Origin of the sequence: Micromonospora musae (assembly GCF_003626545.1) — a bacterium.
Classification (GTDB): Bacteria; Actinomycetota; Actinomycetes; order Mycobacteriales; family Micromonosporaceae; genus Micromonospora; species Micromonospora musae.
On sequence record NZ_RAZS01000004.1, the window covers coordinates 313,525 to 338,347 of the forward strand.

Annotated in this window: 18 protein-coding genes; 8 read left to right on the forward strand and 10 right to left on the reverse strand. The window is 72.8% G+C overall.

Features of this window, described 5'->3' with window-relative positions:
- Window positions 1–46: 46 nt before the first annotated feature.
- The 3 genes from D7147_RS13245 to D7147_RS13255 are packed head-to-tail and all read left to right on the forward strand — an operon-like array spanning window position 47 to window position 5,146.
- Window positions 47–2,155 carry a tetratricopeptide repeat protein gene (locus D7147_RS13245; RefSeq protein ID WP_120677274.1) on the forward strand — a complete coding sequence of 703 codons (2,109 nt, stop codon included), beginning with the start codon at window positions 47–49 and terminating at the stop codon, window positions 2,153–2,155.
- The gene (locus D7147_RS13250) at window positions 2,152–3,861 is read left to right on the forward strand and encodes a hypothetical protein (protein ID WP_120677276.1); all 1,710 of its coding nucleotides are present in this window, start codon (window positions 2,152–2,154) and stop codon (window positions 3,859–3,861) included. Before D7147_RS13245 ends, D7147_RS13250 begins: the two co-directional genes overlap by 4 nt.
- A gap of 31 nt (window positions 3,862–3,892) precedes the next feature.
- Window positions 3,893–5,146 carry a hypothetical protein gene (locus D7147_RS13255; protein ID WP_147437395.1) on the forward strand — a complete coding sequence of 418 codons (1,254 nt, stop codon included), beginning with the start codon at window positions 3,893–3,895 and terminating at the stop codon, window positions 5,144–5,146.
- Here D7147_RS13255 and ffh read toward each other — a convergent pair.
- From ffh to ftsY, 8 genes are all read right to left on the reverse strand, one after another.
- Window positions 5,112–6,653: a signal recognition particle protein gene (gene ffh, locus D7147_RS13260; RefSeq protein WP_120677280.1), complete on the reverse strand. Its 1,542-nt coding sequence runs from the start codon at window positions 6,651–6,653 to the stop codon at window positions 5,112–5,114. The two genes, D7147_RS13255 and ffh, sit on opposite strands and share 35 nt — an antisense overlap.
- A 154-nt stretch (window positions 6,654–6,807) precedes the next feature.
- Window positions 6,808–7,464, reverse strand: coding sequence for a response regulator transcription factor (locus tag D7147_RS13265; protein ID WP_120677282.1), 657 nt, complete (start codon window positions 7,462–7,464; stop codon window positions 6,808–6,810).
- Window positions 7,461–8,588: a sensor histidine kinase gene (locus D7147_RS13270; RefSeq protein ID WP_233563119.1), complete on the reverse strand. Its 1,128-nt coding sequence runs from the start codon at window positions 8,586–8,588 to the stop codon at window positions 7,461–7,463. Before D7147_RS13270 ends, D7147_RS13265 begins: the two co-directional genes overlap by 4 nt.
- 322 nt (window positions 8,589–8,910) lie before the next feature.
- Window positions 8,911–11,214 (reverse strand): [protein-PII] uridylyltransferase, encoded by a 2,304-nt coding sequence (locus D7147_RS13275; RefSeq protein ID WP_120677284.1) that lies wholly within the window; start codon window positions 11,212–11,214, stop codon window positions 8,911–8,913.
- A gap of 12 nt (window positions 11,215–11,226) precedes the next feature.
- Complete coding sequence (locus D7147_RS13280; protein ID WP_187398694.1) at window positions 11,227–11,565, reverse strand: P-II family nitrogen regulator; 339 nt, start codon at window positions 11,563–11,565, stop codon at window positions 11,227–11,229.
- Window positions 11,566–11,589: 24 nt separating this feature from the next.
- Window positions 11,590–12,954, reverse strand: coding sequence for an ammonium transporter (locus tag D7147_RS13285; protein WP_120677288.1), 1,365 nt, complete (start codon window positions 12,952–12,954; stop codon window positions 11,590–11,592).
- A gap of 273 nt (window positions 12,955–13,227) precedes the next feature.
- Window positions 13,228–14,067: a phosphotransferase gene (locus D7147_RS13290; RefSeq protein WP_222864357.1), complete on the reverse strand. Its 840-nt coding sequence runs from the start codon at window positions 14,065–14,067 to the stop codon at window positions 13,228–13,230.
- A gap of 29 nt (window positions 14,068–14,096) precedes the next feature.
- Window positions 14,097–15,284, reverse strand: coding sequence for a signal recognition particle-docking protein FtsY (gene ftsY / locus D7147_RS13295; RefSeq protein WP_120677292.1), 1,188 nt, complete (start codon window positions 15,282–15,284; stop codon window positions 14,097–14,099).
- A 151-nt stretch (window positions 15,285–15,435) separates the two neighbouring features.
- On the opposite strand from ftsY, the gene D7147_RS13300 reads away from it, so the two are divergent.
- The 5 genes from D7147_RS13300 (at window position 15,436) to D7147_RS13320 (ending at window position 20,442) form a co-directional block, all read left to right on the forward strand.
- On the forward strand, window positions 15,436–17,148 hold the full coding sequence (locus D7147_RS13300) for an alkaline phosphatase D family protein (protein ID WP_120677294.1): 1,713 nt from the start codon (window positions 15,436–15,438) through the stop codon (window positions 17,146–17,148).
- A gap of 24 nt (window positions 17,149–17,172) precedes the next feature.
- Entirely contained in the window at window positions 17,173–17,610 is a 438-nt protein-coding gene (locus D7147_RS13305; RefSeq protein WP_120677296.1) for a MarR family winged helix-turn-helix transcriptional regulator, read from the forward strand.
- Between the two features lie 156 nt (window positions 17,611–17,766).
- A complete protein-coding gene (locus tag D7147_RS13310) occupies window positions 17,767–19,368 on the forward strand; it encodes an MDR family MFS transporter (protein WP_120677298.1) in 1,602 nt (533 codons plus the stop codon).
- Window positions 19,369–19,378: 10 nt separating this feature from the next.
- Window positions 19,379–19,873: a universal stress protein gene (locus D7147_RS13315; protein WP_120677300.1), complete on the forward strand. Its 495-nt coding sequence runs from the start codon at window positions 19,379–19,381 to the stop codon at window positions 19,871–19,873.
- A gap of 47 nt (window positions 19,874–19,920) precedes the next feature.
- On the forward strand, window positions 19,921–20,442 hold the full coding sequence (locus D7147_RS13320) for a DinB family protein (RefSeq protein WP_120677302.1): 522 nt from the start codon (window positions 19,921–19,923) through the stop codon (window positions 20,440–20,442).
- Between the two features lie 65 nt (window positions 20,443–20,507).
- On the opposite strand, the gene D7147_RS13325 is transcribed toward D7147_RS13320, so the two are convergent.
- Both D7147_RS13325 and smc read right to left on the reverse strand, forming a co-directional pair.
- Window positions 20,508–21,128: an HAD family hydrolase gene (locus D7147_RS13325; protein ID WP_120677304.1), complete on the reverse strand. Its 621-nt coding sequence runs from the start codon at window positions 21,126–21,128 to the stop codon at window positions 20,508–20,510.
- Window positions 21,125–24,721, reverse strand: a complete 3,597-nt coding sequence (gene smc, locus D7147_RS13330; RefSeq protein WP_120677306.1) for a chromosome segregation protein SMC — start codon at window positions 24,719–24,721, stop codon at window positions 21,125–21,127. The genes D7147_RS13325 and smc overlap by 4 nt, the downstream gene beginning before the upstream one ends.
- Window positions 24,722–24,823 lie beyond the last annotated feature (102 nt).

Genomic DNA, 24,823 nt, shown 5'->3' on the forward strand with positions numbered 1-24,823 from the left:
CGCCGTCGATCGTCGCGAAAGGACGCTGCACCGGGAGGACAGAGGCATGGACCCCGTCGCCGAGAACTCGCCGCAGAACGTTGCCAGAGGAGTCGCGGCGAACCAGGTCCTCCAGGTGGGCAGCTCCGGCGCGATCTACGTTCAGCAACCGCATTCGACGGTCTGGTCGGCCAATCGGCCGCACATGCTCCCGGGCGGCATCGGAAGAATCGTCGGCAGGCACCATCTGCTGCAGGCGATGGACGAGGCCATGGAGGGCACCGGATCCCGCTCCTGCATGCTCTGGGGCCTGGCCGGGTCGGGGAAGACGACGCTCGCGCTCGCGTGGGCGAGTTCGCGCATCGACAACTACCCGGACGGCCAGTTCTTCGTCGACATGCGCGCCTACTCGGGGACGCCACGGATCGAGGCCCGGGACGCGGTCCGCACCTTCCTGGCCACGCTCGGGATCAAGCGGGCCGACCTGCCCGACAACGAGGACGAGTGGGGCGGGGTGTTCCGGGCTGCCACCGCCGGCAGGCGTTGCCTGGTCGTCGTCGACAACGTGGGCTCCTACGACCAGGTGCGGGACCTCGTTCCGGGCTTCGGCTCCGGCCTGGTGGTCACCAGCCGTCGCGCCATTCCGGAGATGAGTGTCCGGCACGAGGCGAAGGTGCTCAAGCTTCCCCTGCTCACCACCGACGAGGGGGTCGAGCTGCTCGCGGAACGGGTCGGCTTCATCCGCGTCACGAAGGGCGACAGCAGCGCGAGGCGCATCGTCGAGCTCCTGGAGGGCCATCCGCTGGCGCTCGCCATCGTCTCCGCGAAGCTCGCCATCCACACCAGCTGGACGGTCCGGGACGCCGTACGCGGAATCGAATCGGAGCGCAGTCCGCTCCGTTTCCTCGACGGAGCCGGGCTGGGCATCGAGGTCGGTCGGGTGATCTCGTGGTCGGTGGAGGACCTCGACGCGTCGACGAAGCGGGTCCTCTACATCGCGTCGATGCTGCCGAGCAACGAATGTTCGCTGTCGGTGCTGGCCCTGATCCTCGACGTGCCCACGCGCGACTGTGACCGCATGCTTCAGGCCCTCTGCATGGCCTCCCTCGTCGACGAGGTCACCGTGGGCCACTACCGCATGCACGACATCATCAAGGCCTACCTCGCCGAGACGCGTTCGCGGGTGATGAGCGACGAGGAGCAGGCCGAGGTCGGCCGGCGAGTCCGCACGGTCTACCTGGCGCTCAGCTACGCCGCCGACTCCGCCGTCGACCCTCACCGGCACCCGCTGCGACTCGACGAGGAGACGGTGGGCATCGCCGCCACGGCACGCTTCACCGTGGCCGAGGCGCTGGCCTGGTTCGAGTCGCTCACCCCCGCGATCAACCACCTGATCGAGGAGGCCGAGTCGGCCGGGGAGTTCCCGTTCGTCACCCGGTTCGCGCGGTCGGTGAACACGTTCCTCTACTGGCGGCAGGACGTGACGAGGACGCTCTCCGTCCAGGAAGCGGCCGTCGCCGCGGCGGTCGCGGGCGACGCGGCGATGGAGGCTCTGTCGCGGCGCGCGCTCGGCCGGGCCCTCGCCGACACCGGGCGGCTCGCGGAGGCGAAGGAGGAGTTGCAGGCCTCGATGGCGCTGGACGCCGCGCAGGGCGACGAGACCGGGGTGGCCTCCGCCCAGCACGCGATGGCGGAGCTCGCGCTCCGCTCGGGTCAGCACGGTGAGGCGCTCCGGTGGGGCGTACGCGCGGCCCGCGAGTCCCGCCGGACCGACAATCCGGTACGCGAGGCGCGTGCGCTGTACGACGCCGCCCGCGCGCTGAACGAGTTGGGGCATCACGCCTGGGCGCAGGCGCTCGGGCTGCGCAGCCTCTCGATCTGCGAGGACCGGGGCAACGCCTACGGCCGGGCGCTGGCGCTGCGCCTGCTCGGCGAGGTGGGTCTGCGCTCCGGCGACCTCGAGGAGGGGTGCACCTGGCTCGAGCGCGCCTGGCGGGTGGAGGAGTCCCTCGGTAACGCCCGGTCGGTGCGGACGATCCTGCAGCAGCTCGAGAGCGCCTACGGCGAGCTGGGCGACGAGGGTGCGGGCGACGAGGTTCGACGCGCCCTGGCGGGCCTCGAACGCTACCCCGACCTGACCCAGTCGACGGTTGTGATCGGGACGGTGACGCCATGAGTCCGCGCTACGCACCCCTCGTCCCGGCCGAGGAACTGGCCAGCCCGATGGCGTACCGGCAGCTACGCCGGCCGCGGGAGAGCGCCGGCTTCCGCCGCGAGGTCGAGGAGCTGGTCAGGCAGGCGTGCCGGGAGCAGGAGGCGGGAGACCTCCTGGCGGACGCGTTCGTCTCGATGAGCGCGAACCTCGCCGGCGAGGGCGCGCTGAGCTTCACCGGGCTGGTGCCGGCACCACGGTTCGTGCGGGCGCGAACGGCGTACGACTCGGCGATGCGTGCCGAGGGCAGCCGCGGTTCGCTGCACAGCTACCTGAACGCGGCTCAGTCCAGCCTGCTGGTCGGCGATCCACACTTCCGGGAGGCCTTCGCCCATCCGCTCCTGGTCGCGCTCATCGCCCACATCCTCGGCGGGCCCGTGAAGATCGTCGACCTGCGCGCCAAGGACACCCAGCCGCTCGACGTCGTCGCCCGGGACAACACGCTGCACATCGACAACAACCCGTTCATGGACGAGTTCAAGGTGATCGTCACGTGGATGTCGGGAACGGAGCGCGGCCCCGCCGGGCAGGGGCTCAGCTATCTTCCGCGCACGAACCGGCTCTTCCGGCAGTGTCAGGTGGGGCCGCGGGGTGAGGCGTGGAGCGACGAGGACAGCTGCATCTTCCCGACCCGCACCCGGGTCGACGAGGCGCTCGCCGCCCAGGCGCGCTTCTACGACGACCGACTGCCCCGGGTCGTCCACCTCAAGGACCTGCCGTTTCCGTGTCACACCATCTTCGCTGCGAGCCGACTGGTCCATCACCGCTACCGGACCTCCACCGGAGCCCCGCGAAGCGCGATCATGGCGTCCTTCCACCGCACCGACGACGGCGCGGACCGGCTCGGGGTCGGGGACCTGATCGGTACGGACCTCGACAGGTCGTTGCTCTCCGGGGTGGTCGGCCCCGGCTTCCTGGCGGCTCTGCGCAGCGAAGCGACGGAGATCGTCGACGCGTTGCGGCTCTCGGTCAGCCGGCCCGACCTCGTGGTCGATCCGGACCGGCACCTCCTCGAAGGTGACGGCCTGCACGGCTGGTACGCGCGCCTGAGCGAGGGGGTCTCGCTCAACCGGCTTCGCGAGGCCACCCTCGCCAGCTCCCGCGACGGTGACGCGCCGGCCGTGGAACGACTGGTGCTGCGCGTGCAGTACGACCTGCAGGGCCCGCTCAGCATGCCGCTCTACGCGGACCTGAGCGAGGAGGACCGTAAGCGCGCCCGCATCGTGATCCGGGAGTTGGCACCGGAGCGGATCCGTCACTTCGTGACGCGGCTGCGGGCCGACCGGATCGGGCGGGGTGCGCCCGCACCCGTCCGCCTGCCGTTCGACCGGAGCGTCGAGGAGCTGCTCCACGGTCTGCGGACCCTGGACCGGGCCATGGGGAGCGCCGAGCCCTCCGGGTACGTCGACCCGGTCTGGGGGCCGACCGACGGGCACCGGGTCGTCCGCTCGCTGCACCGCTTCGTCGTGGATCTCGCGCGTACCGCGGAGCGCACCGAGGACGAGGACTCCCTCGTCACGGCGAGCGCGTTCGGTGCGCTCAGCGCGGCCCTCGCCACCGACCTGCTCGTGCTCGGCGCGCAGGGCCGGGACCTCGCGGCACGCTTGTTCACGCTGTATCTGGGCCTGGTGGCCCCGGACGTCCCGGAGCGCGAGTCCGATGCGCCCTGATCGGCGGGGGCTCGAGTCGTACCTGCGGTGCGTGAACGAGGAGATGCAGACGGCCAAGTTGGCGTCCGAGGTGTGGCTGCGCAGCGCCCCGGCACAGGTGGTCGTGGAGAACGACCACTTCGTACGGTCGCTGGTGCGAAGCGGTCTGCCGCCGGGCGACCCGGACCCGGATCCGGACGGCCTCGACGCGATCGCCGCGGATCCGGTCGCGCTGCGGGAGCAGTACTGGCGGCGGGTCGTGCGGGCGAAGCCCGTGGCGGTCCATTTCGGAGCGGCCGACCACGACGACCTGGACGACTACTTCACCGTGGCGGCCGAGCGGAGCACCCGGGCGACGCTGGAGCGGGCCCGCACCACGACCGGTCCGGGTTCCCCCGCCGATCTCCTGCTCCGCAGCATCGACCTGCTGGCTGCGAAGAAGGGCAGCTCACCCTCCGAAGCGTGCCGGGACGCGATGCGCCTGCTCGCCACGGCCTGGCCGGAACTCGTCGAACGTGCCCGTCCGGCACCGGAGGCCGCGACCCCCACCGTGGAGAGCGTCCTCGCCGCGTTCCACGACGACCTCCGCGCCGGTCACCTCGGGAAGGGTCCCGCGGCCGGCCGCGCGGGGGCGCACGACGGGCCGGTCGACGCGCGGCTCACCCGGGTCGAGGTGGGGGAGTTGGCCCGTCTGTATCTGCTGGCTCGGCTGTGCTTCACGGACGAGGAGGTGCACCTGGCCCAGCGGTTGGCCCGGCACCCGCGCCTGCGGTACGCATTGCTCGCCACGCACCTCCGCCTGGTCGCCGAGTCCTCGGCGACGGCGGTGCGGCTCGTCGCCGACTGGGGTACGACCCGGGTGCTGCTGCCCTTCACGGAGGCCTTCGTGAACCGGGCCGGGTACGCGTCCCCGGTCATCGACCTGGCACCCAACCCGAAGCTGATCACCGTGCTCTGCAACAACGTCCTGCCGGCGGTGGCGGGCGAGTTGATCGGCAGGAACGCCGACGAGGATGCCCTGGATGCCGAAGTGCTCGCCGCCGGCGTCCAGGCGGCCGCCCGGCGGGGCGTCTTCGCCGTCACGATCGGGCTCTTCGGGGAGACCGAGCGGCGGGACGTCGCCTCGCTCTCCGGCTTCAGCCGGCGGGTCTGCCCGGCCGCCACCCCGTTCGCCGCGTTCTGCCGGCAGTGGCTGCCGTACTACTTCGACCGCTGTCCCGGCGCGTCCGCACGCCGGGAGCCGTCACGGCCGGACGCGCCGGAGACGTCGATCAGCCGCGCTTCTCCCCCTTGCCGAACTTGTTGAAGTCGATCTTCGGCAGCTTGAAGCCGGGCGGCAGCCCCTGGTTCGCGAGATCGTTCGGGTCCATCCCGGCCGGCAGCTGCGGCATTCCGCCCGGGAAGCCGCCGGGCAGCCCGGCGCCGGTGCGGGGACGACCGCCGCCCTTCGTGCCCTTGCGCTTGTTCTTCGGCGACTTGGTCGCCTTGCGCCGCCCGCCGGGCAGGCCCATCATGCCGCCCATCTGCTTCATCATCTTCTGCGCGTCGGCGAAGCGGTTGAGCAGCTGGTTGACGTCCATCACGGTGACCCCGGAGCCGTTGGCGATACGCGCCCGGCGGGAGCCGTTGATGATCTTCGGGTTGGTGCGCTCGGACGGGGTCATCGACCGGATGATCGCGGTGACCCGGTCGAAGTGCTTGTCGTCCAGGTCGGCGAGCTGGTCCTTCATCTGCCCCATGCCGGGCATCATGGCCAGCACGTTGGCGATCGGGCCCATCCGACGGACCGCGATGAGCTGATCGAGGAAGTCCTCCAGGGTGAACTGCTCCCCGCCCATCAGCTTGGCGGTCATCTTCTCCTTCTGATCGGTGTCGAAGGCCGCCTCGGCCTGCTCGATCAGAGTGAGAACGTCGCCCATGCCGAGGATCCGGCTGGCCATTCGGTCGGGGTAGAAGACGTCGAAGTCCTCGAGCTTCTCACCGGTGGAGGCGAAGAGGATCGGCTGCCCGGTGACCTCCCGGACGGAGAGGGCCGCACCACCGCGGGCGTCACCGTCGAGCTTCGACAGGACGACGCCGGTGATGCCCACCCCGTCGCGGAACGCCTCGGCGGTACGCACCGCGTCCTGACCGACCATCGCGTCGATGACGAAGATGACCTCGTCGGGGTCGACCGCGTCGCGGATGTCGGCGGCCTGCTGCATCATCTCGGCGTCGATACCGAGCCGACCGGCGGTGTCGACGATGACGATGTCGCGGGCCGCCCGTCGGGCGTGCTCGATCGAGTCCCGAGCCACCTGGACCGGGTTGCCGACGCCGTTGCCGGGCTCCGGGGCGTACACCTCGACGCCGGCACGGCCACCGAGCACCTGGAGCTGCCCGACGGCGTTGGGACGCTGCAGGTCGGCGGCGACGAGCAGGGGCTGGTGCCCCTGGGCCTTGAGCCAGCGGGCCAGCTTGCCGGCGAGGGTGGTCTTACCGGAACCCTGGAGACCGGCCAGCATGATCACGGTCGGCGGCTGCTTGGCGAACTGGAGCCGCCGGCCTTCGCCGCCGAGGACGTTGACCAGCTCGTCGTTGACGATCTTGATGATCTGCTGGGCCGGGTTCAGCGCCTGCGAGACCTCCGCGCCGCGCGCCCGCTCCTTGACGTTGGCGATGAAACCCTTGACGACCGGCAGCGCGACATCCGCCTCCAGCAGCGCGAGGCGGATCTCGCGCGCGGTGGCGTCGATGTCGGCGTCGGTGAGCCGACCCTTGCCGCGGAGCTTGGTGAAGATCCCGGAGAGGCGGTCACTCAAGGTGTCAAACACGCGAACATCCCGTTTGTCAGTGTTTCGGCGGGTACAAGCCGGCCGGCGCGCACGTGGCCGGCCACCGCAAGGGTAACCGTCCCGCCTTCCCGGTGCTTCCCACCGGCCCAGCCCCGCGATCGGCCACCGCCCCGGCCTCGTCGCGGTGAGCCGGTCACGAACGCACCAGGCCGGACTGGTACGCGAAGACGACCAGCTGAGCCCGGTCGCGGGCGGCGAGCTTGACCATCGCCCGACTGACGTGGGTACGCGCCGTGGCCGGGCTGACCACCAACCGCCCGGCGATCTCCTCGTTGCTCAGCCCCTCACCGACCAGCCCCACCACCTCGCGCTCCCGGTCGGTCAGCGCGCCGAGCCGAGGGTGCGGGCGGGGCGCCCGGGCGGGGCGGGTGGCGAACTCCCGCACCACCCGCCGGGTCACCGAGGGCGAGAGCAGGGCCTCCCCCTCGGCCACCAGCCGGATCGCCCGGAGCAGCTCGGCTGGCCGGGTGTCCTTGGTGAGGAACCCGCTCGCCCCGTGGCGCAACGCGTCGAAGACGTACTCGTCCAGCTCGAAGGTGGTCAGCACGATCACCCGGGTACCGGCCAGCTCCCGGTCGGCCACGATCCGGCGGGTCGTCTCGATGCCGTCCACCCCGGGCATCCGGACGTCCATCAGGACCACGTCGGGGCACTCCCGCCGGGCGACCTCCACGGCGGCCAGCCCGTCCGCGGCCTCTCCCACGAGAGCCAGGCCCTCCTCGCTCTCCACCAGGGCCCGCAGCCCGAGCCGCACCAGGTCCTGGTCGTCGGCGATCAACACCTTGATCATGAGCGCTCCTCCAGCGGCAGCCTCGCGTGCACCCGGAAACCGCCGTCGGCGGCGGGGCCGGCCGCGAACGACCCGCCCAGCGCGGTGACCCGTTCCCGCATGCCGGCCAGCCCGGAGCCGGCCGGAACGCGCCCGGCCTCGGCGACGCCGCGACCCGTGTCGGTCACCTCCACCTCGACCTCCGTCGGGGCGTACCGGATCCGCACCGCGGCGGTCGCCGGGCCGGCGTGCCGCAGCACATTGGTTAACGACTCCTGGACCACCCGGTAAGCGGCCAGGTCCAGCGCGACCGGCAGCGCCGACGGCTCCCCCTCGGTCCGCACGGTGACCGGCAGCCCGGCGCCGGCCAGCCGCTCCCGCAGCGCCGGCACCTGACCCAGCCCCGGCGCCGGTGCGCGCTCGGCCGCGTCGCCGCCCCGGCGGACCACCGCGAGCGTGACCCGCAGCTCGTCGAGCGCCTCCTTGCTGGTGCCGCTGATCGCGGCGAGCGCGGTGTGCGCCTGCTCGGGCCGCTTCTCCAGCAGGTGCAGCGCGATCTCGGCCTGCATGTGGATCGCGGCCAGGCCGTGCCCCACCACGTCGTGCACCTCCTGGGCCACCCGCAGCCGTTCCCCGTCGGCCAGCCGGCGGGCCTCCTCCGCCCGGCCGCGGGCGGCGGCCTCCCGGCTGAGCCGCACCGTGCTCCCCACCGCGAACGGCACCACCACCCACGCCGCGGCGGGCATCAACCCCAGCAACCCCGGCGAGCTGGGACCGACGAAGACGTGCACGGTCAACAACGCGAGCGCGACCGCGGCGCCGATCGCCGCCGGCCGCAGCGCACGGTGCGCAGCGACGGTGTAGACCGCGACGAGCAGCGACAGCAGGATCGGCCCGTACGGGTAGCCGAGCACCAGGTACGCCGTGGCCGCCAGCACGGTCACCGCCAGCGTGCCGAACGGCCATCGGCGTCGGACGGCCAGCGCCAGCGCGGCAACCACCACCGGCGCGTACGCCGCGCCGTCGGCCGTCACGCCCTGCTCGGCGGTGGCCGGCCCGGTGCCGACCAGCCCCACGGCGAGCAGCGCGAGGGCGAGCGGTACGTCGGCGGCGGTCTCCCGCCACCCGGAACGTCTGCGCTCCACGCCGCTCCTCCCGTCCAGCCCCATCGTGCCCACCCGTCAATCGATGCCCGGCCGATCTCCGAGACGTCCGGCGCTCCGGCGTGCGAACCGGGGTGGCTCCTGCTGCGCCGACCGGCCCGGCCGCGGCGGGCGGTTGAGCAGATTCTGCACCCCGGAGCGCCCGGACCGGCGGCGCCGACCATGCCGTAAAGGGTTCCGCGCGTCGGATTCGCGCGCGTCGGCCGGTGGGCGGCTCTTCGACTACGCGCCACGACGTAGCGGCCGGCGGAGGTGAGGTCGGTTGCGGCCTGTGGCGCACCGCGCCGACGAGGCGGTCGCCGCCTCAGACCGCACCCAGCACGGCGACCTCCAGCCGCGCCCGGGTCGCCTCGTCGGGCCCCTCCCCGACCAGGTAGAAGACGTCGACCACGGACCCGCCGAGGGTGGCGATGCGGGCGGCCCGGACCTGAGCGCCCGCGTCGTCGAGCGCCCGGGTCACCCGGTAGAGGAGCCCGGCGGCGTCGGCGGCGCGCAGCTCCAGCAGTACCGCGTCGGTGGCGGCCTCCCGGTGCCAGACCACCCGGGCGGCGGCGCCCGACGCCCGTCCGGCGAGAGCCCGGCCAGCCAGCCGCCGGAGGACCGACACGTCGCCGGCGACCGCCCGGCGCAGGTCGGCGCCGACCGCGACCGGATCGGGCGCCAGCCCGTACCGCGGCTGCACCCGGCACTCGACCAGGGCCCGCCCGTCGACCGCCGTGGCGTCCGCCGCGACCACGTCGAGCCGGTGCAGGGCGAGGCAGCCGGCCACCGTGGCGAGCAGGCCGCGCCGGTCCGCCGCGGCGACGGCCACCCGGTCACCGCCGACCTGGATCACGGGCAGCGGTTCGGCCAGCAACGCCGGGTCGGGCGCGGGCGGCGCGGGCAAAGCACCGGTGTCGAGCACGGTCCTGACCCGGGCGACCAGCTCGGCGACGAGCCGGCCCTTCCACCGCGACCAGGCGGCGGGTCCGGTGGCGGCGGCGTCCGCCCGGACCAGCGCGTGCAGCAGGTCGAGGGTCGCGGGGTCACCGACGGCGGCCGCCACCGCGGAGATGGTGACCGGATCGGCGAGATCCCGCCGGGTCGCCACGTCGGGCAGCAGCAGGTGCAGCCGGACCAGCGCGCCGATCAACGCCACCTCCGGCTTGCCCAGTCCGATCCGGGCCGCCACCGCCTCGGCGATCGGGACGCCCGCCGTGCTGTGGTCCTCGGCGCCCGCACTGACGACCCCCTTGCCGACGTCGTGCAGCAGCGCGGCGAGCAGCAGCAGGTCGGGGCGCTCCACGTCACGGGTGTACCGGCTCGCCTCGCAGGCGGTCTGCACCAGGTGCCGGTCGAGGGTGAACCGGTGCACCGGATTGTGCTGGGGCAGGCTGCGCATCCGGGTCCACTCCGGCAACCAGCGGTCGACCAGCCCGTACCGGTCGCAGGTCTCCCAGGCGGGCACCAGGCCGGGACCGGCGCCGAGCAGGGTGATCAGGGCGGTCCGGGCCTCCGCCGGCCAGGGGGCGGGCAGCGGCGGGCAGTACGCGGCCAGCCACTCGCAGGTGGCCCGCGCGATCGGCAGCCCGGTGGTGGCCGACGCGGCGGCCACCCGCAGCGCCAGGCTGGGATCAGGGCGGGCGTCGATGGCGGTACGGGCCAGCACCAGCTCCCCGTCGTGCTCGACGACGTCCCGGGCCACCGGGCGGCGTACCGGGCGGGCGACGCCGCTCCCCGGCCGGCCGGCGCGCAGCCGCTCGGCGGCGCGGAACGCGTCGTCGAGGGCGTGGCTGACGGTCCGGGCGTCCCCGGCGACCCGGCGCAGCAGGACGTCACCGTGGTGTCCGCCGAGCCGGGGGTGCCGCAGCCCGAGCCGGTCGGCGACGCCGTCGCGTTCCTGGGCGACCAGCCGGTCCACCCGGCGGCCGGTCTGCTCGTGCAGCGCGTCGCGGACGTCCAGCAGCCGCAGGTGCGCGGCCCGTACGGCGGGGCGCAGCGCGTCGGTGACCCCGGCGGTCGCGATGGCGCGCAGGACGGCGAGGTCGCGCAGCCCTCCGGCGGCCTCCTTCACGTCGCCCTCCAGGAGGAAGGCGAGTTCGCCGTGCGCCTGCCACCGGGCGGTGGTGATCTCGCGGAGACCGGGCAGTCGACGTACGGCGGTACGCCGCCACTGCTCCGCGGCGGCGTGGACGAGGGACTCGGCGAGCGCCGCGTCCCCGGCGACCAGGCGGGCGTCGAGCAGGCCGAGCGCCACCTTGAGGTCGTCGCGGGCCACCGCGAGCGCCTCGGCGACGGTACGCACCGAGTGGTCGAGCCGGAGACCGGCGTCCCAGACCGGGTACCAGATCGAAGCGGCCAGCTCCTCGATGCCGGGCACGCCGGCGTGCACCAGCACCAGGTCGAGGTCGCCGTGTGGGGCGCACTGGCGGCGGCCGAGCCCGCCGACGGCGATCAACGCGACCCCGGGGCGCAGTGGCGAGAGGGCGGTGAGGAACCGGTCGTACCCGTCGGCCCGACGCCGCCGGGCCTGCTCGCCGACGCCGGGTACGACGACGACCTCGCCGCCCGGGCGACCGACGGCGGCAGCGGGGGCTGCCGGCGCGCCACGCCCGGTCGACGAGGTCATCGCGTCCGTCCTCTACACGGCGTCGAGGCCGCGCTCGCCGGTACGCACCCGGACGACCTCGTCGACAGAGGTCACCCAGACCTTCCCGTCACCGATCTTGCCGGTGCGCGCGGCGCCGACGATCGCGTCTACGATCTTGTCGACGTCGATCTCGTCGGTGAGCACCTCGACACGGATCTTCGGCAGGAACTCGACCGTGTACTCGGCACCCCGGTAGACCTCGGTGTGCCCCTTCTGGCGCCCGTACCCCTGGACCTCGCTGACGGTCAGCCCGGCCACGCCGAGGGCGTGCAGGGCCTCCTTCACCGCGTCCAGTTGGTAGGGCTTGATGACCGCGGTCACCAGCTTCATGTCCAACCCCTCCATCCGAGAACGTTAACCGGCGACCTTCTCGCCGACCGGCGCGGCGGTCTCGCCGGCCGGCTTGCCGCCGCCCGCCGTGGGCGCCCCGATGCCGGCCATCGCGAACGCCCCGCCGCTGCCGCCGGCCGGGGAGAGGTCGTACGCGCTCTCCGCGTGTTCCGCGATGTCGATTCCGTCGGCCTCGGCCTCGGCGGCCAGCCGGAACCCGACGGTCTTCTCGATCAGGAAGGCCAGGGCGTAGGCGATCACGAAGGAGATCACGGTGACGATCAGCGCGCTCAGCGCCTGGACACCGAGTTGGGTGAGCCCTCCGCCGTAGAAGAGCCCCTCGCGGGAGACGAGGGAGCTGACCGAGCTGGTGCCGAAGAACCCGATCCAGAGACAGCCGATCCAACCGCCGACGAAGTGCACGCCGACCACGTCGAGCGAGTCGTCGTAGCCGAGCCGGTACTTCAGGCCGATCGCGAGCGCGCAGACCGCACCGGCCACGAGGCCCAGCAGGACGGCGGCCCAGGGAGCGACGAAGGCGCAGGCCGGCGTGATGGCGACCAGACCGGCGATCGCGCCGGAGGAGGCCCCGACCAGGGTCGGCTTGCCGTTGCGCAGCCACTCGACGACGATCCAGCCGAGCACTGCCGCGCCGGTGGCCACCTGGGTGTTGAGGAAGGCGATGGCGGTGGTCGAGTCGGCGGTCAGCTCCGAACCGGCGTTGAAGCCGAACCAGCCGAACCAGAGCAGACCGGCGCCGAGCGCGACCATCGGCACGTTGTGCGGCTTCATGGCGTCGCGGGGCCAGCCCACCCGTTTGCCGAGCACCAGCGCGAGCGCGAGCGCCGCGGCGCCCGCGTTGATGTGTACGGCGGTGCCTCCGGCGAAGTCGAGCGCGCCGAGCTTCGCGCCGATGAAGCCGCCACCCCAGACCATGTGTGCGACCGGGAAGTAGACGAGCGTCGCCCAGCCGAAGGCGAAGAGCAGCCAGCCGGAGAACTTCGCCCGGTCCGAGACGGCGCCGCTGATCAGCGCGACCGTGATGATCGCGAACATCATCTGGAAGGCCATGAAGACGTAGAGCGGGATGCCGGTCTCACCCCACAGGTCGGTCTCCGCCATGAACGTCTTGGTGCCGAGGTACTGGCCCGGGTCGCCCCAGATGCCGTTCTGGTCGTCGCCGAAGGCGACCGTGAAGCCGTAGAACAACCAGAGGATGGAGATGAGCCCCATCGACGAGAAGCTCATCATCATCATGTTCAGGACGCCCTTGGACCGGTTCAGCCCGCCGTAGAACAGCGCCAGACCCGGCGTCATGAGCAGCACGATCGCGCTGGAGATCAGCAACCACGCGGTGTTACCGGTGTCGATCGTCGGTGCGTCAGGCACGCTGGCCTCCTATAGGTGGAATTCCCTCCTTAGCGGCTTCCGGGGCAGCGTCGCCCGTGGGCCGGCTGCGGGAAGCCTCGTCGTCAGCTGTTTCACCCGGGGGCTCCGACGGGTTTCCGTTCCGTGACGGGTTGTTTCGAGCCTGTGACGGCAGGTGTCCGCCCGGGAACACGGGCGGATACCTGGAACACAGGCGGATACCTGATTGCCGGGGCTCGACGCGCGGTCGCGCGGCACCCCACCGACGGGCCGGCCGGGGTGCCGTGGCGCGGGTCAGCGCAGCGCGTCCTCCAGGACGACCCGCTCGTAGTCGAGCAGCCGCAGGTCCCGCATCGGCCGGCGCAGGTGCCCCTTGTGCACGATCCGTACGAACGCCGGGTCCCCGGCGGCGGCCATCCGGCGGATGCCCTCCACGTGGTCGACGATCCGCTTGCGGATGGTGCGGATCAGCCGGTGCCGGTCGCGGGGGATCAGCCCGTACGCGTCGGCGAAGAGGCGCAGCCGGCGCGGCCGGTCCGGATGCTTCCAGCCGAGGGTGATCGAGTCCCGGTCGGAGAAGATGGGCACCCAGGTCCACGCCGCGTAGGCCACGTCGTAGATCCGGGCGCCGGGCGAGGCGAGGTCGAAGTCGATCAGACCGAGCGTGCCGTCCGGCCGCCAGATGACGTTGTGCGGCGCGGCGTCGTGGTGGCAGATCACCTCGGTGTCCGGCGGTGGCGGCCCGAACGAGCGCCACACCGCGTTCGGTGGGGGCACGAAGCCGTACTGGGCGTCGTGGAACATCCGCAGCATGGTGGCGACGGTCACCAGCGCCTCGTCGGTCACCCAGTGCCGGGCGAGCGGGTACTCCCCGCACTCCCCCTCCAGGTACGACAGGACCTCCCGGTTGCGCTCGTCCATGCCGAGCGCGCGGGGCGCCCCGGTGAACCCGACGTACTCCAGGTGGCGCAGCAGGGCGTGCACCGACGGGGTCCACGGCCCGGCGTTGCGCCGCACCGTGTCTCCGACCCGGACGACGGTGCTCACGTTCCCGCCGTGCAGCGGGATCTCCTGTGACGTCACGTACGGTCTCCCCAGGCGTCGCGAGGAGTGGCTCGGGTCCCGCCAGTCCAGGTATCCGCGATCGTCAGTGCCCACCGAGCCTACGCGTCCCGTGCGGCGGGCTCGGTACCCAGAAGCGCGTCGACGAACTGGGCCGGGTCGAACGGCGCCAGGTCGTCCGGCCCCTCGCCGAGGCCGACCAGCTTCACCGGAATGCCGAGCTTGCGCTGCACGGCGATCACGATGCCGCCCTTGGCGGTGCCGTCGAGCTTGGTGAGCACCACGCCCGTCACGTTGACCACCTCGGTGAAGACCCGCGCCTGCTCCAGGCCGTTCTGGCCGGTGGTGGCGTCCAGGATGAGGATCGTCTCGTCGATCGGGCCGTGCCGCTCCACCACCCGCTTGACCTTGCCGAGCTCGTCCATGAGGCCGATCTTGTTCTGCAGGCGACCGGCGGTGTCGATCAGTACGGTGTCCACGCCGCTGTCGATGCCGCGCCGGACCGCGTCGAAGGCGACGCTCGCCGGGTCGGCGGCCTCCGGGCCGCGGACCGTCTCGGCGCCGACTCGACCGCCCCACGTCTCCAGCTGGTCGGCGGCGGCGGCCCGGAAGGTGTCGGCCGCGCCGAGCAGCACGCTGCGGCCGTCGGCGACCAGCACCCGGGCGATCTTGCCGCAGGTGGTGGTCTTGCCGGCGCCGTTGACGCCGACCACCATCAGCACCGCCGGTACGCCGTCCTTGCGGGCGGTCTTCAGCGAGCGGTCGAGGGACGGGTCGAGCGCGTTGACCAGCTCGGCGGCGAGCAGCGCACGCAGTTCACCGCCGGTACGCGTGCCCAGCACCCGGGTGCGCTCGCGCAGTCGGTCGACGATCTCGCGGGTGGCGTCGACGCCGACGTCGGCGGTGATGAGGTTGTCCTCGATCTCCTCCCAGGTGTCCTCGTCGAGGTGGTCGCGGCTGAGCAGGCCGAGCAGCCCCTTGCCGAAGACGGTCTGCGAGCGGGACAGGCGGGTGCGCAGCCGGACCAGCCGGCCGGCGGTCGGCTCCGGGACCTCCAGCGCGGGCGGGGCCTCCACGACGGGCGGCGCCTCGACGAGCACGCCGGTGGCGAGGTCCGACTCGGGGGCCTCGACCGGCGGGCCGGCCAGATCCTCCTGCGCCCGTGTGTCGATCTCCGTCGTCGGTAGCGGTGGCTCCGGGCGGCGGCGCAGGCGCGGCACGACCAGCCCGAGCGCGCCGAGGATCAGCACACCGAGCAGGGCGAGTGCGATGAGGAGGTAATCCGTCATGCCGAAATCCTGTCAGATGCCGGCGGCGGCGTCCCAGCCACCGCACCCGGGCCCGCCCGGCGACGCCGGTAGTCTCGGTCACAACCAGCAGTGGTGCGACCGTTGGCCGGGTAGGGAAAGATGAAGTCCGCTCATCTCGGAGGTTCCCGCCATGCCTGCCGCCCACCTGCTCATCGGCCCGCTGCTGCGGCGGGTGGTCGGGACCCGCGCCACGATCTGGGTCGAGACAGCCGCACCCGCCGTGGTCACCGTCCGGACCGCCGACGGGGCCACCGGCAGCGCGCACACCTTCACGGCCTTCGACCACCACTACGCGCTCGTCGTCGTCGAGGGGCTGAACCCCGACAGCGCCACCACGTACGAGGTGCTGATCGGCGACGAGGTGGTGTGGCCGGTGCCCGACTCCGGGTTCCCGGCGAGCGTGATCCGCACCCGGGCCGCCGACGACCTGGACCAGCCGGTCCGGCTGCTCTTCGGCTCCTGCCGGGAGACCACCCAGCACGCCACCACCCGGAAACTGCCGCCGGACGCGCTGGACGCGTACGCCCGGCGCCTGATGGCCGACTTCGAGCCCGCCGCCCTGCCCGACCTGCTGGTGCTCCTCGGCGACCAGGTCTACGCGGACGAAACCTCACCGACGGTGCGCCGACTGCTCAAGCGGCGTCGGCGGCGGCCGCGCGGGGCGCCCGCCGACCAGGTGGTCAGCTTCGACGAGTACACCAAGCTCTACCTGGAGTCCTGGCGCGACCCGGAGATCCGCTGGCTGCTCTCCACCGTGCCGAGCGTCATGATCTTCGACGATCACGAGATCATCGACGACTGGAACACCTCGGCGTCCTGGCGGGCCGAGGCCCGGCGGCAGCCGTGGTGGGCCGAGCGGATCGGCAGTGGGCTCGCGTCGTACTGGGTCTACCAGCACCTCGGCAACCTCGCCCCCGAGGAGATCGCGGCCGACCCGCTCTTTGCCAAGATCACCGCGGCCGAGGACGCCACCGGGCTGCTGCGCGAGTTCGGCGAGCGGGTCGACAAGGAGTCCGACCTGGCCCACGACACCGAGCGCTGGCGTGCGGTGCAGTACCAGTGGAGCTACGCGCTCGACCTGGGCCGGACCCGGCTGGTGATGCTGGACAACAGGTGCAGCCGGGTGCTCGACCGGAACAACCGGGCGATGCTGCCGCCGGGCGAGTGGTCCTGGTTCCTCGACCAGGCGCACGGCGTCTACGACCACCTACTCGTCGGCGCCTCGCTGCCCTGGCTCCTGCCGCCGGGCATCCACCACGTCGAGGCGTGGAACGAGAAGCTGGCCGACTCCCGGCGCCCCTGGGTGGCCGGGGTCTCCGAGAAGCTGCGCCGCGGACTCGACCTGGAGCACTGGGCGGCGTTCCGCCGCTCGTTCGAGGGCCTCGCCGCGACGTTCGCCCGGATCGGCAGCGGCAGCCCGGGGCACAGCGGTGACCGGGTGGGCGCCGGGCCCGCGTACGCCCCACCCGCGTCGATCAGCGTGCTCTCCGGCGATGTGCACCATTCGTACGTGGCGCGGGCCCGCTTCGACGATCCGGCGATCACCACGCCGGTGCACCAGCTCACCTGCTCCCCGATCCACAACCAGGTGCCGGCCTTCATGCGCCCGTTGATGCGGCTCGGCTGGTCCCCCGGGCCGGCCGGGGCGACCTGGGCCCTGGCCCGCTCGGCGGGCGTACGCAGCCCCGGTGTGCGCTGGCGCAAGCTGGCCGGGCCGTACTTCGGCAACGCCATCGCCACCCTCGTGCACCGGGGGCGCGACGCCGAGGTGACCATCGAGGGCACGACGAGCGACGGGCACCTGCAACAGGTCATGCGTCAGCGGCTCACCGACACGAACTGACCTCGGCCCCGTACCCTCTAGGCCGTGGACGAGCACGCGGAGACGCTGCGGGCGGTCGAGCACGAGCTGACCGCCCTACTACGGCGCGGTCGGGCGGTCTCCTGGGAAGTCGCCCGCGAGGTGCACCAGAACCTCGAACCGAACGCGTACGGGCTGCTGCTGTGGCTGCGCAGGTACGACTCGGTCCGACTCACCGACCTGGCGAGTCGACTCCGCATCGGCAAGGGCACGTTGAGCCGGCAGATCCGCGGCCTGGAGGCGCTCGGTCTGGTCCGCCGCACGCCCGATCCGACCGACCGACGCGCGTCCCAGCTGAGCCTGACCGAGGAGGGTCAGCAGCGCTTCGACGCGGCGCGGGCCGCGCGGATGGATCACATCCGGCGGGTGCTGGACAGCTGGCCGGCGCAGGACGTGGCGGAGTTCGCCCGCCTGCTCGACAAGTTCAACAACGCCTGGTCCTGACCTTCCCCGGAGCGGGAATATCGGATACGCCCGGATTGGTTGTTGCTTCAGGCAACCAGAAGTTGCCTCAGGCAACTCCCCGCGCGGACGCCACCGCCGCCATCCGCCGGGCGTCGCCCCCCCGCATCCCCTCGAAGACCCCGGAGGCCCGGACAGATGAGCCAGGCGACAGCGTCTCCACCGGCGACCGCCCTGAACATGTCCCACCGCCAGATCCTGCAGGCCCTCTCCGGCCTGCTGCTGGGCATGTTCGTCGCGATCCTCTCCTCGACGGTCGTCTCGAACGCGCTGCCGCGGATCATCACCGACCTGGGCGGCGGCCAGTCCGCGTACACCTGGGTGATCACGGCGGCGCTGCTCGCGACCACGGCAACCACCCCAATCTGGGGCAAACTGGCCGATTTGACCAGCAAGAAGGCGCTGGTCCAGCTCGCCCTGCTGATCTACGTTCTCGGCTCGGTGCTCGCCGGCGCCGCGCAGGGCACCGGCGAACTGATCGCCTGCCGCGTGTTGCAGGGCGTGGGCGCCGGTGGCCTCACCGCCCTCGCCCAGGTGATCATGGCGACGATCATCGCGCCCCGCGAGCGGGGCCGCTACAGCGGCTACCTCGGCGCCGTCATGGCCGTCGGCACCATCGGCGGCCCGCTGGTCGGCGGCGTGATCGTCGACACCTCGTGGCTCGGCTGGCGCTGGTGCTTCTACGTCGGCGTCCCGTTCGCCATGGCCGCCCTCGTCGTACTCCAGAAGACGCTGCGCCTGCCCGTCGTGAAGCGCAAGGCACAGATCGACTGGTGGGGCGCCACGATGATCACCGCAGCCGTCTCGGTGCTGCTGATCTGGGTCTCCCTCGCCGGTGACCAGTTCGCCTGGGCGTCCTGGGCGACCGTGGCCATGGTCGGTGGCGCACTGCTGCTCGGCGCGCTGGCGATCCGGATCGAGACCCGGGCCGCCGAACCGATGATCCCGCCCCACCTGTTCCGTTCCCGGACCATCACCCTGGCCACCGTCGCCAGCATCGCGGTCGGCATCGGCATGTTCGGCGCCTCCGTCTTCCTCGGCCAGTACTTCCAGCTCAGCCGCGGCGAGAGCCCGACCATGGCCGGCCTCATGACGCTGCCGATGATCCTCGGCCTGGTGGTCTCCTCCACGCTCACCGGCCGGGTGATCAGCCGGACCGGCCGCTGGAAGCGATTCCTGGTCGTCGGCTCGGCGCTGCTCACCGCCGGATTCGCGCTGCTCGGCACGCTCCGCGCGGACACGAACTTCGCGCTGCTCAGCTGCTACATGGCGCTGGTCGGCATCGGGCTGGGCATGACCATGCAGAACCTGGTACTGGCGGTGCAGAACACCGTCAGCCCGCGCGAGCTCGGCGCGGCCAGCAGCGTGGTCGCGTTCTTCCGCAGCCTCGGCGGCGCGGTCGGGGTCTCCGCGCTCGGCGCGGTCCTCGCCCACAAGGTCACCGGCTACCTGGCCGACGGATTCGCCCGGCTCGGCATCCCGGCCACCGGCACCGGCGGCGGCGCCCTGCCGGACCTGCACACCCTGCCCGCCCCGATCCGGACGATCGTGGAGAACGCGTACGGCCACGGCGCAGGCGACATCTTCCTCGCAGCCGCACCGTTCACCCTGCTCGCGCTCATCGCCGTGAGCTTCATCAAAGAGGTGCCCCTGCGCCGGCACAACGACGAGATGCCGAACGTTCACACGGAGAGGAAACTGGCGGTGGCCACCGCCACGCGTACCGACGAGCAGAGGTGAGGGAGAGGTCATGAGCGTCGGAGCCCCCGACCGTGAGCAGTACGGCCCGCAGGCCCAGCCCCGGCCCTTCGAACGCGGCACCGACGGCCCCCGGGTGGTGCTGGTCGGCGTCGACGGCACCCGCACCTCCGAGCGGGCCGGCTGGTACGCGGCCGGCCTCGCCCGCCGGCAGGGAGCCTCGCTCGTGGTGGTCTTCGTCAACGCGCCGAACGGCCTCGTCGCCATGATGCCCGGCGTGGACGCCGCCGCCGTGCAGCGCACCCAGGACGAGCTCACCGCGGAGCTGCGCAAGGACATCAAGCGCGCCGCGCACGAATTCGGCCTGCCCATCACCTTCGAGTGCCGGCGCGGCGACCCGTACACCGAGCTGCGCGACGCCGCCGACGAGTTCCGGGCCGACATGGTCGTCGTCGGCGCGTCCGAGCAGGCCGGCCACCGGCTGGTCGGCTCGGTCGCCACCCGGCTGGTCCGCAGCGGCCGCTGGCCCGTCGTCGTGGTGCCCTGAACGAAACCCGCTCGCCCGGCCACCGAGGCGCCGGGAAGGATGCCGGCATGACGTGGACAGCACCGGACGTCGTCCGGACCCCCGAGATCACCGTCGGCGACGAACGCGCCATGCTCGAGAGCTGGCTCGACTACCACCGCCAGACGCTACTGCTCAAGTGCGCGGGACTGACCGCCGAGCAGCTGCGCACACCCAGCGTCGAGCCCTCCGGGCTGACCCTGCTGGGGCTGGTCCGCCACCTCGCCGAGGTGGAGGCCTGGTGGTTCCGGGAGAACTTCGCCGGCCAACAGGTCGACTACCCGTACTACACGCCGGAGCATCCGGACGCCGACCACGACGTCAGCAACGCCGATGCCGAGGCCGACCTCGGCACGTTCGAGCGGGAGGTCGAGCTGGCACGGGCCGCCGCGGTCGGCCGGTCCCTCGAGGAGACCTTCACCGAGGTGGGTCCGAAGCAGCGCACGTTCAACCTGCGCTGGATCTACCTGCACATGATCGAGGAGTACGCCCGGCACAACGGCCACGCCGACCTGATCCGCGAGCGGATCGACGGCGTCACCGGCGACTGACCCACCGCCACGGGCAGCGTCGGCGCCCCGCGGCACCGACGCTGCCGATCCTCAGGAAACAGACCCTAGAACGCCAGCGCGGCGCGCAGGTAACGCAGGTCGCCGGGGCCGTTCCAGCGGTGGGCGGAGAGCCCGGCCGCCCGAGCGCCCCGCACCGACCAGTCCTCGTCGTCGACGAAGAGCACCCGGTCGGGCAGGGCGGCGACGGCCTGGCAGGCGGCCTGGAAGTACTCCTTCGCCGGCTTGTTCACCCCGAGCCGGTACGAGCTGATCACCGCGTCGAACTCGCCGGTCAGATCGAGCGCGGCCAGGTCCTCCTCCAGCCGGTCGGTGGCGTTGGTGGCCAGGCCGACCCGAATGCCCCCGGCCCGCGCCTCGCGGACCAGGCCGAGCACGTCGGTGTCCACCTCGCCCCGGTAGCTCTGCCACTCCTCGACCGCCGCCCGGGCGCGCTCCGCGCCGCCGGCCGGTTCCGTCAGGGCGTCGACCACGCTGGTCATCCAGTCGGCGTGGCTGACCTGCCCGGTGAGCACCGGCTGGAGCCGCCCCCACTGCATCGCGATCTCGACGAGCACCCCCGCGGCCAGGCCGTAACGCTGCTCCACCCCGGCGGCGACCGCCGGATCCCAGCGCCGCAGTACGCCGTCGAAATCCACCAGGAGCGCCGTCGCGCGTTGCCGACTCACTCGTTCTTCTCCTGCCCGTCATCGGCCCGGTTGAGCCGCTGGCTGATCACCTGGGTCACCCCGCCACGCATGGTCACTCCGTAGAGCGCGTCGGCGATCTCCATGGTCCGCTTCTGGTGCGTGATCACGATGAGCTGGCTCTTCTCCCGCAGCTGGGCGAGGAGCGTGATCAGCCGACCGAGGTTCACGTCGTCGAGGGCCGCCTCGACCTCGTCCATGATGTAGAACGGGCTGGGCCGGGCCCGGAAGATCGCCACGAGCATCGCCACCGCGGTCAGCGACCGCTCCCCGCCGGAGAGCAGCGACAGACGCTTGATCTTCTTGCCCGGCGGCCGGGCCTCCACCTCCACGCCGGTGGTGAGCAGATCCTCCGGGTCGGTGAGCACCAGCCGCCCCTCACCGCCGGGGAAGAGCACCTCGAAGACCTGCTCGAACTCCCGGGCGGTGTCGGCGAACGCGTCGGCGAAGACCTCCAGGATCCGCTCGTCGACGTCCTTGACCACGGTGAGCAGGTCCCGGCGGGTCGCCTTGAGATCCTCCAGCTGCTCGGAGAGGAACTTGTACCGCTCCTCCAGCGCCGCGAACTCCTCCAGCGCCAGCGGGTTCACCTTGCCGAGCAGGGCCAGTTCGCGCTCCGCCTTGGCGGCCCGCTTCTCCTGCACCGGACGCTCGTAGCGGACCGGCTCCGGCACCGGCAGGCCGTCCCGCTCGGCGGTGTCGACGTCGACCTGGGTGGGCGGCACGAGCTGGCCCGGCCCGTACTCGGCGACCAGGGTCTCCACGTCCAGACCGAAGTCCTCCGCCGCCTTCGCCTCCAGCTGCTCGATGCGCAGCCGCTGCTCGGCGCGGGCCACCTCGTCCCGGTGCACCTGGCTGGTCAGCCGTTCCAACTCGGCGCCGAACCGCTTGGCCGCGCCGCGTACCTCCTGCAGCTCCGCCTCCCGGGCGGCCCGCTCCCGCGCCACCTCGTCGCGCCGCTCCTCGGCCGCGGCGATCGAGGTGGTCAGGCGGACCAGCGCCTCGCGCGCACCCCCGGCGACCGCCCGCGCGATCGCCGCCCCCCGGGTCCGCGCGGCGCGCCGGGCCGCGGCCCGCTCCCGCGCCGCCCGCTCCGCGTTGGCCTGCCGACGCAGGGAGTCGGCCCGGCCGGCGATGGAGGCGACCCGCTCCTCGGCGGTACGCACCGCCAGGCGGACCTCCATCTCGTTCTGCCGTGCCCGCGGCACCATCGCGGCGAGCTGGTCCCGCTCGTCGGTGGAGGGCTCGGCGTCGATCGGCGTCTCCTCGGCCAGCCGGAGCCGCTCCTCCAGCTCAGCCAGGGCCAACAGGTCCCGCTCGCGGGCCGACTCGGCGCGGGCCTGGGACTCGCCGAGCCGATCGCACTCCGCCTTCGCCGAACGGGCTGCCGCGCCCAGCTCGGCCAGCCGTCTCGCGGCGGCGTTGCGGTGGCTCTCCGCCTCCCGCTTGGCGGCGGCGGCGTGCTGCACCACCTCCTTGGCGGCGGCCACCTCGGTCCGCGCCTCGACGAGCTGCTCCCGCAGCTCGGCCGCGGAGTGCTCGGCCACCGTCCGGTTCGCCCGGGCCTCCTCGACGGCGGCCTGCACCTCGATGTAGCTGGGCGCCTTGGCCGACCCGCCGGCCGCCGCGTACGCCCCGACCACGTCACCGTCGGGGGTGACCGCGCGCAGCTCCGGGTTCTCGCCCACCAGCTCGGCGGCGGCTTCGAGATCGTCGACGAGCACCACGTCGCGCAGCGCGCGGTGCACCGCCGGCCGGAGCTGCTCGGCGCACTCGACCAGGTCCGGGGCCCAGCGGGCACCGTCGGGCAGCTTCGGGCGCAGCGCGTCCGCCGGGCCGTCCATTCCCGGGCCGGCTGGGCCGCCGACCAGCAGGCCGGCCCGGCCGGCGTCGGAGATCTTCAGCAGCCGCATCGCCTCGACGGCCTCGTCGACGCCGGTCATCGCGACCGCGTCGGCCAGGCCGCCCAGCGCGGCGGCGAGCGCCGCCTCGTGTCCCGGCGCGACGGTGAGCAGCCCGGAGAGGCTGCCGAGCAGGCCCGGCACGTCGCCGGCCCGGGCGAGCAGGGCGCCGGCGCCGTCCTTGCGGCGCAGGCCGAGAGCGAGGGCCTCCTCCCGGGCCTTCCAGGTGGCGGCGTCCTTCTCCGCGGCGCGCTCGGCGTCGGTCAGGGAGCGGACGGTCGCCTGGACCCGTTCGTGGACGGCCACCGCCTCGGCGTGCCGCTCGTCGAGATCCGCGTTGTCCCGGTCCGCCTCGGTCGACTGGGCGGCCACCGCGTCCAGGTCGGCCTGGGCCTTCTCGGCTCGGCCGAGCGCGTCGGCGTGGGCGGCGGCGAGTCGTTCGATCTCCTCGCCGGCGCTGGTCGTCCGGGCCCGAGCGGAGTTGACCTGACCGGTGAGGCGGGCCAGCCCCTCTCGCCGGTCCGCGATCGCCTTGGCGGCGGCGACCAGTTCGCGTTCGGCGGCGGCGAGCTGCCGCTCCAGCTCCTGCCGGTGCTCGACCGCCTCGGCGAGCCGGATCTGGTCGTCGGTGAGCGCCGCGCGCAGCTCCTCCTCCTGCTCGCGTACCCGCTCGGCCTCCGCCTCGAGCTGGTCCGGGTCGCGTCCGGGGCGCTCGTCGTCCGGGGTCGCGCTGAGGTGTCGCAGCCGCTCAAGCGCCAGCTGCTCGATGGAGCGGAACCGCTCCTGCAACGCGGAGAGCTTGTACCAGGTGTCCTGCGCGGCGGCCAGCAGCGGGGCGTCCTCGGCGAGGGCGGCTTCCAGCTCGGCGAGGCGCCGCTGCACCTCGGCGTGCTCGGCCTCGACCTGCTCGCGTCGCTCGCGTACCGCCGTCTCGTCGGCGATCTCCCGATCCAGGGTGGTACGGAGCGTGGCGAGGTCGTCGGCGAGCAGCCGCAGTCGGGCGTCGCGCAGGTTCGCCTGGATGGCCGCGGCGCGGCGGGCCACCTCGGCCTGCCGGCCCAGCGGCTTGAGCTGGCGGCGCAGCTCGGCGGTGAGGTCGGTGAGCCGGTTGAGGTTGGTCTGCATCGCGTCGAGCTTCCGCAGCGCCTTCTCCTTGCGCTTGCGGTGCTTGAGGACGCCGGCCGCCTCCTCGATGAAGGCCCGCCGGTCCTCCGGCTTGGCGTGCAGCATGCCGTCGAGGCGGCCCTGCCCGACGATGATGTGCATCTCCCGGCCGATACCGGAGTCGGAGAGCAGCTCCTGGATGTCGAGCAGGCGGCACGAGTCACCGTTGATCTCGTACTCACTCTCGCCGGAGCGGAACATCCGGCGGGTGATGGAGACCTCGGTGTACTCGATCGGCAGCGCGCCGTCGGTGTTGTCGATGGTGAGGGTGACCTCGGCCCGGCCGAGCGGTGCCCGGCCCGCGGTGCCGGCGAAGATGACGTCCTCCATCTTGCCGCCGCGCAGCGCCTTCGCGCCCTGCTCGCCGAGCACCCAGGCGATGGCGTCGACGACGTTGGACTTGCCGGAGCCGTTCGGGCCGACCACACAGGTGATCCCCGGCTCCAGCTTGAGCGTCGTGGCGGAGGCGAAGGACTTGAATCCCTTCACCGTCAGGCTCTTGAGATACACCTTCTCGATCCTCGTCCGTTGGCCGCCGTACCGTCGCCGGCTGCGCGGACCTGGTGAACTGGCAGACTAACCCGGCGGACCCGGGGCTCGGGTACGCGACCC